Below are 13,345 nucleotides of genomic sequence, written 5' to 3'. Positions count from 1 at the left end.
GGTCAGATGTGGGTGCCGTACACGTGGTCGACCGGGATGGTGAGCAGCACCCGGCGGTCGGAGACCATCGCCTTGCGGTACTCCGCCCAGTCCGGGTGCTCGCCGGCGGCGCGGCGGTAGTAGTCCACCAGGGCCTCCACCTCCGGCCCGTCGGGGTCGGTGCCCGGCCCGGTCAGGATGGCCACGCCCTCGGCGGTGGCCCAGGAGCGGCCGTCCGGCCCGGTCACCTCCAGGCTGGCGCGCGGATCCCGGCGCAGGTTGGCGGTCTTGGCCAGCCCGTCCCGGGTGGAGATCAGGATGGCGTTCGCCGCCCGGTCGTAGAACGGCAGGACGGGGGAGAGCTGCGGGCGGCCGTCCGCCTTGATGGTGGCGAGGACGCCGAGGCGGCTCTGCGCGAGCAGCGCGTACGGGTCGAACGGGGTGGTGGTCATGGGAGCATTCTCGGCCCGCGCCCGGGTGCGAGGGCAAGGCCCGCCACGCGTGTCGGGGCCGCAGGCCGACCCGGGCGACCGGGGGCAACGGCCCCGTTGGCGGGACGGGGGACCACCAGCGGAGCTGATCCCCCTGGCCCGGGGACCGCGCCGTGTCAGGCCGTCAGTTTCCGCACGGCCTGGGCCAGCGCCCGCGCCGTGCGGCGGACGTCCGCCTCGGTGGTGCGCCAGTTGCTGAACGCGGCGCGCAGGGCGGGCCGTCCCGCGTAGCGGGTGGGGGTGAGGAAGGCCTCGTCGGCCAGGTCGGCGGCGAGCGCGGCCAGCCGCTCCGGGGTCGGGTCCGCCGTCAGCGAGAAGCAGACCACGTTCAGCCGCACCGGCGCGAGCAGTTCCAGGCCGTCGATCCGGGCCACCTGCTCGCCGAGCGCCCGGGCCCCGGCCACGCAGCGCTCCACGATCTCCCGGTGCCCGGCGCGGCCGTACGCCCGCAGGGTGAACCAGGCGGCGAGGGCGCGCAGCCGGTGGGAGTTCTCCGGCGTGAGGTGGACGAGGTCGGGGTCGTCGCTCAGCGGGCCGAGGTAGGCGGCGGCGTTCTGGAAGACCCGGGCCTGGAGGTCCGGCCGGCGGGTGAACTGCACGGCGCTGTCGTACGGCACGTTGAGCCACTTGTGCAGGTCGACGCAGACCGAGTCGGCGAGGTCCAGGCCCGCCACCAGGTGCTCGTGCTCCGGGGACAGCGCGGCGAAGGCGCCGAACGCGGCGTCCACGTGCAGCCAGAACCCGTACCGCTCGCGCAGCGCGGCGATCGCGCGCAGGTCGTCGAAGTCGACGGTGTTGACCGTCCCGGCATTGGCCACCACCACGCACGGCCCGTCCGCCTCGGCCAGCGCCCGCTCCAGCGCGGCCACGTCCACCGCCTCCCGGCCCGGCAGGACGGGCACCGGCCGCAGCGCCGTACGGCCCAGGCCCAGGACCGACAGCGCCTTGGCGACGCTGGAGTGCGCACTGCCCGACAGCACCTGGACCTTCCCCAGTGCGCCGGCCCCGTCCTCGGCGACGTCCACGCCGAGCCGCTCGCCCAGCCACTCGCGGGCGATCGCCAGCCCCACCGTGTTGGACATCGTCGCGCCGCTCACGAAGGTGCCGCGGTGCGCCGCCGAGAGCCCGAACAGCTCGCGCAGCCAGCCGACCGTCTCCCGCTCCAGCTGCTGACCGGCCGGGTCCAGCGAGGAGTTGGAGTTCTGGTCCGCGATCGAGGTCAGCCAGTCGCCCGCGAGCGCCGCCGGGGTCGCCCCGCCGGTGACGAACCCGAAGTAGCGCGGGCCGGCGCTCGCCGACAGCCGGGGCTCCCAGCGCTCGGCGAACTCCGCCAGGGCGGCCGGTATCCCGCCACCCTCCTCGGCGAGCGGCGGGCCGGCGGACGGTCCGGCCGGTGCGCCGCCGGCTCGTTCGGCGGCTCGTTCGGTGGCGGCCCGCGGGACCACCGGCCGCTCGTCGAGGCCCGCCAGGAAGGCGACCGCCCGCTGCCGGGTCTCCTCCAGCAGTTCGGGCAACCGGGCGAGATCGGCCGCGAGTTGGGGGTGCATGACGCTTCTCCGTTGATCGACTGTGCGGTCGGCCCGAGGCTAACCGCCGGGGTCGCCGGTGTCCCGGTCCAATCCGGGACGGGTGGCCTGAAACGCGCCGCGCGGTGGGGGAATTCACGCGGTCCGGCTCAAAACCACCCCGGCGGTGCGTTTTCAGCCGCTCCCTTGACCGCTCCGGAGGCGCCGGACGATGATCACCGTGCACCGCGAACGAGTGGATGTTCCATTGTCGGACGGATTTTCCATCCGGAACCTCAGGGAGGTGCAGGGCCGTGCGTTCCACCACCGCTCCCGTGGCGGCGGGCCGCATTCCGCTGCTCGGCCACCTGCCGCAGCTGGCCGTCCAACGGGTGGAGTTCCTGCAGTCGATCCGGGCGCAGGGCGAGATCGTCCGGATACTCCTCGGCAATCGGCCGGTGTTCGTGCTGAACTCGCCGGAGTCCGTTCACGAGGTACTCCTGACGCAGAGCAGGAAGTTCGGCAAAGGGCTGCTGTTCGACATCGCGCGGCCGTTCATCGGGAACGGCATCATCACCTCCGAGCGGGATTTCCACCTCCGCCAGCGGCGCGCGCTCCAACCGGCCTTCCACCGGGACCGGATCGCCGCGTGCGTCGGCACGATGACCGACCTCGCCGAGGAGCAGGTGTCGGCCTGGCGCCCGGACGAGGTGATCGCCATGGACCTGGTGCTGCGCCGGATGACGACGGTCATGCTGGTGGCGACCCTGTTCGGCACCGAACGCCCGGACGGCGCCGCGGCCGTCGCCGCGCTGGGGGAACGCGTCGCCGAGCACCTGACCACGGTGATGCGCGGGGTCTTCGTCGGCACCGTACTGCCCGCGCCGATCGCGTCCTCACCCGCGCTGGGGCACCGCAGGTACCTGGCCGCGGCCGCGGCGCTGCGCGAACTCGCCGACAGCGCCGTCCGGCAGGCCCGGCAGGCGGCGCGGGAGAACGAGGGCGGGCAGGACGGCCCCGGCGGCGGCGACCTGCTGTCGATCATGTTCGCCCCCACCCCGGGCAACCCGCGGGGGATGACCGACCTGGAGGCCCGCGACGAGCTGCTGTCCCTGCTCATGGCCGGCGCCGAGACCACGTCCACCACCCTCGCCTGGGCGCTCCACGAGCTCGGCCGGCGCCCGGAGCTCACCGCGCGGATCAAGGCCGAGTGCGACGCGCTGCCCGTCGGCGCCCTGCCCGGCGCGGCGACGCTCCCGTTCACCGAGCGGTTCCTGCGGGAGGTGCTCCGGCTGCACCAGCCCAGCTGGCTGCTGATGCGGCGCGCCCTGGAACCGGTGCGGGTCCGCGGGGTCGACCTGCCGCGGGGGGCCGAGCTGATCTACAGCGCCCTGACGATGCACCGGGACCCGGCGTACTACCCGGACCCGCTGCGGTTCGATCCCGACCGGTGGCTCGACCGCCCGGAGAAGGACCTGCCGCCGGGCTCCTACGTGCCGTTCGCCCTGGGCAACCGGAAGTGCATCGGGGACCACTTCGCGATGACCGAGATGCTGGTCGTGCTGCGCTCGATCGTCTCCCGGTGGCGGCCGCGGCCGGTCGCCGGGCACCGGGTCCGGCCGGTGGTCCACGCGCTGATCCGGCCCAACGCGCTGCCCATGCGCGTCTCGCCCTGGCCGGCGGCCTGAACCCGGCGGCCTGAACCCTCCCCGCCTGAACCTCCCCGCCTGAACCTCCCCGTCCGCACCGTTCCCGTCCGCACCGTCCCCCTCCCCCTCCCCCTCCCCCTCCCCGTCCCCGTCCGCCCCGTCCCCGGAGGTGCGCCCCACCATGACATCGACGGCAGAGCCACTGGCCCCGGCGCAGGAGGCCCCGGCCCCGGACCTCGACGAGCTCCCCTTCCCGCGCCGGATCAGCCCGGACTTCCGCGCCGCCCAGGACCGCCACCTGGCCTGGCCCGAATCCTTCGGCTTCCTGGCCACGGAAGCGGAGCGGGCGCACCACCTCAAGGGCCAGTTCCCGCTGATCGCGGCCATGTTCTACCCGAACGCGACCGGCAGCGAGCTGGACCTCGGCGTCGACCAGCAGAGCTGGTACTTCCTGTTCGACGACGCGCTCGACGAACGGTGGGGCCGGGAGCCCGAGCGGGTCCGCCACCTCGTCGGACTCGTCAAGGAGGGCGTCACCGGCGAGGCGTCCCCGCTGCCGCTGGCCGCCGCCTTCGCTGACATGCGGCGGCGCAGCTGCCACGGCATGCCCGCGGACTGGATCCAGCGGTCGGCCGCCCACTGGTCCTCCTACCTGGACCACCACGTCCACGAGGCGCGCAGCCGGCAGTCCGGCACGCCGATGCCGCTGAGCACCTACCTGCGGGTCCGGCGGCACACCATCGGGGTGGCCCCGGTCGTCGACCTGGCCGAGCGGCTGTCCTCGTGCGTCCTGCCGGACCACCTGTACGCGCTGCCGCACCTGTCGGTCATGCGCGAGATGGCGAAGACCTTCGTCATCTGCGACAACGACCTCGTCTCCCTGGAGAAGGACGAGGCCCTGGGGGAGCGGAACAACCTGGTGCTCTGCCTGGAACGGGAGCACGGGCTCTCCCGGGCGGAAGCCGTCGAGCGGGCGGTGCGCCGCCGCGGCGAGGCCCTGGAGCTGTTCACCGGCGCTCAGCGGGCCCTGCTCGGCACCGCGGCGACGGGCCGGCTCGCCCCGGCCGAGTGCGACCTGCTGCGGCGCTACTGCACGGAGGCGCTGCAGACCACCGTCCGCGGCGCCCACGACTGGCACCACGCCTCCACCCGGTACCGCGGGTAGGCCACCGATCCCCCGGTACGCCCGCGTAACCGGCCCGACCCAGCTGAGGAGAGCCCGCACCATGCCCGAACACCGCCCGGCGTCCTTCGTCGCCTCCGAACGGGACCGCACCTGCCCGTTCGACCCCTCGCCGGACCTCCGCCGGATGCGCGAGGAGGAGGGCCTGCCGCGGCTGCGCGTCACCCACCCGGTGCGCGGCGCGATCGAGGCCGTCGTGCTCACCCGGTACGCCGACGTCCGGGCCGCCTTCGCGGAGGAGCGCCTGGTGACGGGCAACGGCATCGACCCGTCGCTGCCGCGCACCCTGTTCAACCACCCGGGTTTCCTGCCCGCCTACAGCGGCCCGGAGCACGCCCGCCTGCGCCGGATGCTCACCGGCAGCTTCACCGTCCGTCAGGTCGAGCGGCTGCGGCCCGCGATCGAGACGATCGTCGCCGAGCACCTCGACGCCATGGCGGAGCGGGGGCCGGTCGTCGACCTGGTCGAGGCGTTCGCCCTGCCGATCCCGTCGCTGGCGATCTGCGAACTGCTCGACGTCCCGTACGGGACCAGGGCGATGTTCCAGCGCTGCTCCCAGGTGATCATGGACGGGACCGCCGATGCCGGGCAACTCGTCGCCGCTTCAGAGGAGTTGAACGCGGCCATGGCGGACATCGTCGCCCGCAACCGGGCCACCCCCGGGGACGGCGTGCTGGGCGCGGTGGTGCGCGAGCACGGCGCGGAGCTCACCGACGAGGAGATCGTCGGCTTCGGCACCACCCTGTTGGTCGGCGGCCACGAGACCACCGCGACCCAGCTCGCGCTGAGCGTCCTGGCCCTGCTCCGCCACCCGGAGCAGCTGGCCGCCCTGCGCGACGACCCGGAGCTCACCGGTACGGCGGTGGAGGAACTGCTGCGCCATCTCGCCATCCCCGCACCGCTGTTGCGCACGGCCGTGGCCGAGGTCGAGATCAACGGCCACCGGATCGCCGAGGGCGAGCACGTCCTGCTCTCCCCGCTGACCGCGAACCGCGACCCGGGCCTCGTCCCCGAGCGGCCGGACGAGCTCGACCTGCACCGCCGGCCGGTCGCCCAGCTGTCCTTCGGCTTCGGCGCCCACCAGTGCCTCGGGCAGCAACTGGCCCGGCTGGAGCTGAAGATCGCCCTGCCGGCCCTGCTGCGGCGCTTCCCCGCCCTGCGGCTCGCCGTCCCCGACGCCGAGCTGCGCTTCCGCGAGGGCTCGACGGTCTACGGCGTCGAAGAGCTCCCGGTCACCTGGTGACCGGCCCTGGGCCGCAGGGGACGGCTCAGCGGGCGGCGGCGCGCGGGAGTTCGGCGCGGCGGACGGCGGGGGAGGCCAGGGCGAGGGCGGCGCCGAGGCAGGAGAGGGCGCCGCAGCCGACGAAGACCGGGGCGGTGCCCCAGGCGCCGATGGCGGCGCCGACCAGCGGGTAGCTGAGCGGGGCGAGGCCGATCATGGTGAGCATCATCACCGAGGTGACCCGGCCCAGGTAGGCGGGGTCGGCGGAGGTCTGGATCAGGGTGCTGTCCAGGCTGCCGAAGACGCCCGCGCTCAGGCCGACCAGGGCGGCGAGGGCGGCGGCGATCAGCTCACCCTGGTCAACCCGGTCTCCCCGTACGGCTTCGGCGGCACCCACGGGGTGGACGGGCGGCTCAACTCGCCCGACGGCGCGGGCTCGGGCGCCGGCGGCGCGGCCCCCGAGTTCGTCCGGCTGCTGAGCGAGGGCGACGCGGGAGCCGAGTCCCCGTTCGCGCCGCGCTCGGTGCTGGACTCCGCCTACGTCAGCGAGCCGCTGGCGGAGCCGGACCGCTACGTGGCCGCGATGCTGACCACCCGGACCGGGGACGACCACTACCCGGGCGACAGCCGCACCAGCGAGGCCTGGCCCGGCTTCGGGCCCGGCGAGCGCGGGGTGCTCAACTCGATGGCGCCGACCCACTTCCGGATCGACGACCTGGAGCTGGTCGAGCCGAAGCCGCCGATCCTGTGGATCCGCGGCTCGGCCGACGTGATCGTCTCCGACACCTCGCTCTTCGACCTGGCCCACCTGGGCGCCATCGGCGCCGTCCCGGGCTGGCCCGGCGCGGACACCTGCCCGGCCCAGCCGATGGTGGCCCAGACCCGCGCCGTCCTGGACCGCTACGCCGCGGCCGGCGGGCGGGTGCGCGAGGTGGTGGTCGAAGGGGCGGGGCACAGCGTGCAGTTGGAGCGGCCGAAGGAGTTCCTGGCGGCGCTGGTGGAGACGCTGGACGAGGCCTGAGAGCCGTTCCTGGCAGTGGGCAGCTGGAGGGGCGTGAGCGCCTTCGGCTGCCCCTCGCCGGGGGCTGGGCCGGTCACCACTGGATGAGGACGGCCCCGTTCCCGCCGGCGGACCCGTCGTCACCCTTCTTGCCGTCGAAGCCGCTGCTGCCGTTCCCGGGGGCCCCGCCGTTGATGCGGGGCGTGCCACCCTGGCCGCCGTCGCCACCTCGGCCGCCGAAGTCGCCGCCGCCGCCCCGGCCGCCGGCGCCGAACGTGTAGCTGCCGAAGGTGGTGCCCACCCCGCCCTCACCGGGCAGTCCGCCCTGGCCGGGCGAGCCGCCGTTGCCGCCGTTCTGACCGGGGTAGCCGGAGCGGGCGGCGTCTCCGTCCTCGCCCCTCCCGCCGGAGGTTCCGTCCGTGCCGTCGCCGCCGGCCATCCCGTAGACGACCTGCGAATCCCCGCCGAACAGGGTGAGGCAGCCGGGCTGGTTCTCGCTGCTGGGAGCGGCCGGCGCCCCGGTGCCTCCGCGTCCGCGGCTGCCGCCGGGGCCGCCGTCACCGATGTACTCGCCGAAGCCGCCCGCGCCGTCGCCGCCACTGCCGCCGTCGCCGTACGAGCCGGAGTGCCCGCCGCCGCCGGCGGGCGCGTTCACGTCCAGGAGCGCGCCCGTGCCCAGGGCCAGGACGTTGCTGGTGCTGCCGCTGTTGCGGAAGGGGACGGCGAGGTTCTGCTGGCCGCTCGCGGCGTCGTAGCCGTTCCCGCCGTTGCTGTTGTTCCCGACACCGCCCGCACCGGCCGCGCCGCCCGCCCCGCCGGTGGTCGCCGGCTGTGCCCGGCCGACGGTGACGTCCAGAAGCTCGATGTTGCCGAGAGGGGACCTGACGTCCACGGTGCAGGTGACGAAGGAGCCGGCCTGGCCGCCCTGACCGCCACCACCGCCCCCACCGGCCCCGCCGCCACCACCGCCGGCCCCGCCCGTGTCGCCGCCGCTGACGGCCTCGCCGCCACCACCGCCGGCACCGCCACCGCCCCCGCCCCCGCCACCGCCGGGGCCGCCGGGGCCCCACACCGAGATGGTGAGCCTCGTGACGCCGGTCGGGACGGTGAAGAGCTGGTCCCCCGGGTCCGTGAACAGCGCGAAGCCGCTCGACCGGGTCGCCGGCACGGACGGGGCGGCATCACCCGCCGGTGCGGGCGGCGCCGCCGCGACCGCCAGGGGGCCGCACAGCGTGCTCCAGCCCAGGGCCAGCACGCTCGCGGTGCCGATCAGGTGCCGCCTCCGGCGAAGCGGCGATCCGGTCGTGGCCGTCTCCGCCTGCTGACGTTCTTTCCCACGCATGGTGCTTCGCCTTCCTTGGGGGATTCGGATTCCTTGAGGTTGGATTCAGGGGTGGTCGGCCGCGGCTCGCAGGCCCGGCTCGACGTGGTGAGGCACCAGCCGCACCGGCTGCTGCCGCGACGATCTCGGCGACGGATGGGGTGCACCTGTGACACCCCTCCGTCCCCGGCTGGACTTTTCGGCCGACTGTCACCAGGTGATCAGCGCGTAGCCCGGCCCTCCCGGGTTGCCGGACGCCCCGGGGGAACCGGCGGCGCCGCGGGAGCCGTCGGAGCCGCCGCCGATGCTGCCGGCCCCGTTGCCGCCGTCACCGCCGTTGCCTCCGTTGCCCCCGTCACCGCCTCGTCCGCCGACGCCGGTCCCGGCGGGCGGGGTCAACGCGCCGACGGGCGCGGCACCTCCGGCACCTCCCGCACCACCTGCGCCGCCTCGGCCACCGGCCTCGCCCGGGCCGGCGACAGCGCCGCGCCTGCCCTCGCCGCCGGTGACACCGGCGCCGCCGGGGCTGCCTCCCTGGCCCGGGGAGGCGGCTCCCCCGAACACCACCGTCTCGTCGGTTCCTTCGCAGTAGCCCGCGTACCCGCTGCCGGCCCCTTCCCCGCCTCCGGTGGATGGCCCACTCGGCGAGCCGCCCGCCCCACCGGGGGAGGTGAGCCCGCCGATCCCGCCACCGTCCCCGCCCCTACCGGGGCCGCCACCGGCGCCCGCACCCGCTCGGGTGCCTTCGCCACCGCCGCCGTGTGCCCCCGCGCCCTCGTAGTCCCGCGTGTTGTCGACGGTGACGGATCCACTGCCCAGCGGCCCGTAGGTAGCGGAGGTTCCGGTACCGCCGGTACCGCCCGAGCGTCCGTCGGCGGACACGATTCCGCCACTGCCGCCCGCCCCGCCGGACCCACCGCTCCCCGGAGCCGACGTACTCGGGTACCCGTAGAACCGGACCTCCAGGACGTCGGCGGGGGCGACGGGCAGGGTGCACGCGACGTAGCCGCCGCCCTGACCGCCGCCACCGCCCCCGCCACCGCTGCCGCCGGCGCCTCCGCCACCGCCGCCACCACCCAGGGTGTCGGGGATGCCCAGGTTCGACCCGCCGCCGCCCCCGCCGCCGGCCCCGCCTCCACCACCGCTCCCGGCCGCGCCGGGCCCGCCGTGGCCCCAGAGGTACACGGTCACCGACGTCACCCCGTCCGGAACCGTGAAGTTAGCGTTGCCGGTGTACGCCATCTGGCCGTGGACGGCTTGGCGGACCCTGTGCGGTTCCTGGCGAGCCACCGCTCCGGCGGAAGCGGGCGCGACGACGGTGGCCGCCATGGTGGCGAGGACGACGAAGGCCGCGGACGGTGAACGCATGAGCTGCTCTCCCTCGGTGAGGCCGCGTCGGTCCCGCGGCAGGAAGCCCGACACCTCTGACGTCCAGTCAGGGATGCGGTCACGGAACAAGCGTGCACAAACCGTCCTCGCCCGGGAAGGTGCTCCGACGGAGTCCCAGCAGCACCCAACAGCGCACGACAGATCCACCCGGCGCGATCGCCTCACCGCACCACCCTCACCTCACGCCCGGCGAAGAAGCGCATCCGACGCCGACCGAAGCATGCGGGGCCACGGGGATCGAGCGGAACACCGGTTCGCCCTGCCCCCCGGTCTCGCCACGCGCACGAGAAGTCGGCCGGGTCGACTTCCTGTGCATGCCCGCAGGACGCGATCTTCCAGCCACAGGCTCCACAGCCGGCCCGGCCGTACGGCGGCGGCTCGGACGCCGTGATCACACCAGCCGCATCAAGACCGTCTCACCCATGACGGCCACGCCCGGTGAGGCCGGTAGTCGAGAATCCTGCCATGACCGAAGGTGACCGCCACGAGGCATCAACACGTTCATTCCTTGCCTGCGCGGCCGAGGTGGCTCGTCTGCTGGACCTCGGGGTTGCGGCCGACGTGCCCGAAGACCGGCGGGCACGGCACCTGGCCCACGCCGCACGAAAGCCACTGCTGGAACGCGCCGGCCTGCCCGAGGAGTTCTTCGATCCGCTGATGGCCGCTGCCGTCTACGATCCGGACCCGAGCTTCTGCCGCTGGTTCGTCGAGCCGGCAGTCTACGCATTCGGGCGCCGCAGGGTCATGACCGCGTTGCTCGGCTATCTCCGCACGGGCACGACTGCGGAGCGAGCGGGTGCCCAACGGGCCTGGTACTGCGCGCATGTGCCACTGCGCGCCGACCGGTCACCGGCCTACGCGCCCAACGGGATCCGCGATCCGGCCCTGGACGACGTCGACGACGTGGTGGACCAGTGGCTGACGACGTCCGGCGCCCAGCAGCGCGATCGCAGCACACCAGGGGGCCCGGACCGACCGCGAGGAGCTCTGAACCACACGTCTGCGGCCAGGTGATTCCCCATCAACTGATCGCCGAAGCATACGCACAGGAAGTCGGCCAGGCCGACTTCCTGTGCACGCCCGCGCCACCCTGCGGGCTCGGCCGGGTGGGAACAAAGACATCCTGCAGCCATCCACCATGAGGACCTGTCCGGTCGATCATGTGCGCGGCCAGATGACGAGGGCGGCTGCGGTGACCGTGCCGAAGAAGGCGTAGCCGAGTTGGTCGAATCCGGTGGCCGCCACTCTGCGGTATGTGATCGTGCTCTGGTCTCTTCACCGGTGTTGCGCTCCTTGTATCGCTCCTGGCCGAAGCCCTCGTCGCCGCACTTGCCGCGCGGCCCGGGACGTATCCACACTGGAGTGACTCGGAGGGGGCGTCATGTGGGTGGTACCGGGCCTGCTGGTGGGGACAGCGGCGGCAGTGGCCGCGACCTGGCTGAACGCCGGTGTTTGGCTGAGCAAGCTGTACCGAGCGGAACGGCGCGCCAGAGGACGGGAGTTCGACCCCAGTCCGGAGGAAGTAGCCTGCCTGGCGGGCCACCTGGTGGAGCTGAGGCTCCTGAAGATGTACGACGCAGGCCGGATCGTCGTCTCCCGCCAGGGGGACGTCACCGCGACCACGACCTCGACCGGCCCGGAGGACTACTTCGAGGCGGCGGCCGTCGGCCGTCTCGGTCCCACCCGCACCGGTGACCTGCGGATGCTGACCACGTGGCTGGACGACGACGCGCCACCGCACGCCGTGCGTCGCCGACTGGTGGCGGCGGGTCTGCTCCATGACAGAAAGCTCCTCGACCGGGCATCGTTGGCCGAGGAATCGATGGCCGTGGTGTCCTTCGCGGTGGCCGCGGTGGGCGTGGCCGCCTTCGTGTACGCACTCGTGCGGCACGAGAACTGGCTCCTCCCGCTGCTTGGCTTCCCCGCGCTGTTCGCGGTAGCCCGGTTGGCCATCACGCTGGTGGACCTGTACGGGGACTTCAGCTGGCACACCGGGCTCGGTTCCCGGGTGCTCTCCGAAGCCCGGTCGGCCGACCGCCGCGAGCACGGGCCCGCGGTCGACCGCCGCGAGCACGCGCCGATGGCCGTGGCCCTGGCCGGGCTGTCGGCCCTGCCCGCCGAGCACGACCTGCGGATCTGCCTGGAAGCCTCCCGAGCCCGCGCCCGAGCCCGGGCCAAGAGACCCGCCGGCCGCTCCCACAGCGGGGGCAGCTACAGCGGCCGGAGCTGCGGGGGCAACGGCCCGATCGGCTGCGGGACCAGCTGTGGATCGAGCTGCGGCTCCTGACCAGGGGGCGCGTACGAGCCCCCGGCCCGCGTTCTCGGGAAGCTCGGGCCGGAGGACGTGATCGCCCGGCAGCTCGACGTCAGGACGGGCCGAAGCACGTTCCGGCGCTTCGTCGTTGTGCGGGCTGGCAGCGGAAGGGCCACAAGCGAAGGCCGACTGCGCCCGCGCTGCCGTCCTGCCTGCTCGACCCCGCCTGGGACCAGTTCAGGGCCCTGGAACTCCGCACCGCTGTCGGCTGGGGCCTGGCACATCCCCGTCATGATCGGAGACCCGTGTGGAACCAACGTCTGCTCCATATCCAGCGGTTCGGGGTTCCGCTCCTGACTAGGGGCCCATCCGGCGGCGCTGCTTCTTCTCGGCCCGGTCCTCAGCGAGGATCCGGCCGCGCTCGATCCAGCCCGCGATCCCTGCGATCACGAGCAGCAGCATGCCGAGCCACGTAAACCACCCCGGGCGGGACAAAGGTTCAGCTCAGACCCGACTGGCACATGGAGCACTTGAGACGTCGGGCCGTGGGGCGGCCGTCCCGGCGGTAGCGGCTCGTCGAGCGGCGGATGAGCATGCGGAGCGTGATGAGCCTGGCGGCGAGGTAAGGGTGGAAGTCCACGACTTCGCCGTTCCTCTCGGTGAGGCATTCCAGGCCCTCCCGCCGTTCCCGGTCATCATCTGTACGCCGTGGTCGCGGGCTCGAAGCCCCACCTTGATCACCTCCTACTCCGTGACTACTTGCGTCAGCGCCCCGATGAAGTCCAGCGCTACAGCGCCTTGAAGGTGGCGCTGGCGCAGCAGTTCCCTGCCGACAGTGAGGGCAGGGCTGCCTACTCGGCGGCGAAGAGCGCTGCGGTGGAGGAGCTGGTCGCGAAGTCCTACGCCGCTCGGGCCGCCGGCGCATCGTGACGTGAGGCGGACCGCACGGGTTGGTGAGGCTGTGACGCATGACCGAGCCCGTGCAGCAGCCTTGCTCCACCTGCCTTCTGCGGTCTTGATCGTGCGCATCTCGGCGGTTTGATCGAGGAGTTGGCCGACCTGTGGATGGCTCGGTGCGAGTCCGCACTGCGCGAGCGCAGAGGCAGAGAGCGAAAGCGGGCGGCTGGCGCGGGACTGGACCACGAACTGGTCTTCACCGACCGGGTCCTGGTCACCGTGGTCGGCAAGCCTAACAACGAGGCACCAAACGCCGGGTGCGCGAGAAGTCGGCCGGGCCGACTTTTCGTGCAGGCCGGCGCCGCCCGGCGGGGTGGGCCGGGCGGCGGGGGTGGGGTGGGGGGTCAGGGCCCGGGGGGGTGGTGACGGCCGGGGGGCGGGGGGGGGGCCAGCTG

10 protein-coding genes and 1 pseudogene are annotated in these 13,345 nt (G+C 73.9%); 7 read left to right on the top strand and 4 right to left on the bottom strand.

Features of this window, described 5'->3' with window-relative positions:
- Positions 1-2: 2 nt before the first annotated feature.
- Together ABZW03_RS26055 and ABZW03_RS26050 are read right to left on the bottom strand one after the other, a co-directional pair.
- Positions 3-431 carry a PPOX class F420-dependent oxidoreductase gene (locus tag ABZW03_RS26055; protein ID WP_355262924.1) on the bottom strand — a complete coding sequence of 143 codons (429 nt, stop codon included), beginning with the start codon at positions 429-431 and terminating at the stop codon, positions 3-5.
- 155 nt (positions 432-586) lie between these two features.
- Complete coding sequence (locus ABZW03_RS26050) at positions 587-2,017, bottom strand: pyridoxal-dependent decarboxylase (protein WP_355262921.1); 1,431 nt, start codon at positions 2,015-2,017, stop codon at positions 587-589.
- 272 nt (positions 2,018-2,289) lie between these two features.
- Between ABZW03_RS26050 and ABZW03_RS26045 the strand changes: the two genes are divergently transcribed.
- The 3 genes from ABZW03_RS26045 to ABZW03_RS26035 all read left to right on the top strand — a co-directional run bounded on the left by ABZW03_RS26045 (position 2,290) and on the right by ABZW03_RS26035 (position 6,050).
- Positions 2,290-3,663, top strand: coding sequence for a cytochrome P450 (locus ABZW03_RS26045; protein WP_355262918.1), 1,374 nt, complete (start codon positions 2,290-2,292; stop codon positions 3,661-3,663).
- Positions 3,664-3,805: 142 nt separating this feature from the next.
- Entirely contained in the window at positions 3,806-4,789 is a 984-nt protein-coding gene (locus ABZW03_RS26040) for a pentalenene synthase (RefSeq protein WP_355262915.1), read from the top strand.
- Between the two features lie 61 nt (positions 4,790-4,850).
- Positions 4,851-6,050 (top strand): cytochrome P450, encoded by a 1,200-nt coding sequence (locus ABZW03_RS26035; protein WP_355262912.1) that lies wholly within the window; start codon positions 4,851-4,853, stop codon positions 6,048-6,050.
- A gap of 25 nt (positions 6,051-6,075) precedes the next feature.
- Here the strand turns inward: ABZW03_RS26035 and ABZW03_RS26030 are convergent.
- Positions 6,076-6,372 (bottom strand): annotated as a pseudogene (locus ABZW03_RS26030) (MFS transporter); the annotation flags it as partial.
- 57 nt (positions 6,373-6,429) lie between these two features.
- Here ABZW03_RS26030 and ABZW03_RS26025 point away from each other — a divergent pair.
- Positions 6,430-7,050 carry a hypothetical protein gene (locus ABZW03_RS26025; protein WP_355262910.1) on the top strand — a complete coding sequence of 207 codons (621 nt, stop codon included), beginning with the start codon at positions 6,430-6,432 and terminating at the stop codon, positions 7,048-7,050.
- Between the two features lie 73 nt (positions 7,051-7,123).
- Here the strand turns inward: ABZW03_RS26025 and ABZW03_RS26020 are convergent, their stop codons facing one another.
- Positions 7,124-8,371, bottom strand: coding sequence for a hypothetical protein (locus ABZW03_RS26020; protein WP_355262907.1), 1,248 nt, complete (start codon positions 8,369-8,371; stop codon positions 7,124-7,126).
- Between the two features lie 1,833 nt (positions 8,372-10,204).
- Here ABZW03_RS26020 and ABZW03_RS26015 point away from each other — a divergent pair.
- From ABZW03_RS26015 to ABZW03_RS26005, 3 genes are all read left to right on the top strand, one after another.
- A complete protein-coding gene (locus tag ABZW03_RS26015; RefSeq protein ID WP_355262904.1) occupies positions 10,205-10,753 on the top strand; it encodes a hypothetical protein in 549 nt (182 codons plus the stop codon).
- Between the two features lie 367 nt (positions 10,754-11,120).
- Positions 11,121-12,026, top strand: a complete 906-nt coding sequence (locus tag ABZW03_RS26010; protein WP_355262902.1) for a TIGR04222 domain-containing membrane protein — start codon at positions 11,121-11,123, stop codon at positions 12,024-12,026.
- Positions 12,027-12,659: 633 nt separating this feature from the next.
- The gene (locus ABZW03_RS26005) at positions 12,660-12,923 is read left to right on the top strand and encodes a GrpB family protein (RefSeq protein ID WP_355262927.1); all 264 of its coding nucleotides are present in this window, start codon (positions 12,660-12,662) and stop codon (positions 12,921-12,923) included.
- The last annotated feature ends 422 nt before the right edge of the window (positions 12,924-13,345 follow it).

The organism is Kitasatospora sp. NPDC004799, from assembly GCF_040609095.1.
GTDB lineage: Bacteria > Actinomycetota > Actinomycetes > Streptomycetales > Streptomycetaceae > Kitasatospora.
This window is presented reverse-complemented; position numbering and strand designations above follow the sequence as displayed.

What these genes read in the sequence shown, in the direction of transcription:
- ABZW03_RS26010 (WP_355262902.1), top strand. Translation starts at nt 11,121, where the DNA reads ATGTGGGTGGTACCGGGCCTGCTGGTGGGGACAGCGGCGGCAGTGGCC.
- ABZW03_RS26040 (WP_355262915.1), top strand. Translation starts at nt 3,806, where the DNA reads ATGACATCGACGGCAGAGCCACTGGCCCCGGCGCAGGAGGCCCCGGCC.
- ABZW03_RS26020 (WP_355262907.1), bottom strand. Translation starts at nt 8,371, where the DNA reads ATGCGTGGGAAAGAACGTCAGCAGGCGGAGACGGCCACGACCGGATCG.
- ABZW03_RS26050 (WP_355262921.1), bottom strand. Translation starts at nt 2,017, where the DNA reads ATGCACCCCCAACTCGCGGCCGATCTCGCCCGGTTGCCCGAACTGCTG.
- ABZW03_RS26015 (WP_355262904.1), top strand. Translation starts at nt 10,205, where the DNA reads ATGACCGAAGGTGACCGCCACGAGGCATCAACACGTTCATTCCTTGCC.
- ABZW03_RS26055 (WP_355262924.1), bottom strand. Translation starts at nt 431, where the DNA reads ATGACCACCACCCCGTTCGACCCGTACGCGCTGCTCGCGCAGAGCCGC.
- ABZW03_RS26035 (WP_355262912.1), top strand. Translation starts at nt 4,851, where the DNA reads ATGCCCGAACACCGCCCGGCGTCCTTCGTCGCCTCCGAACGGGACCGC.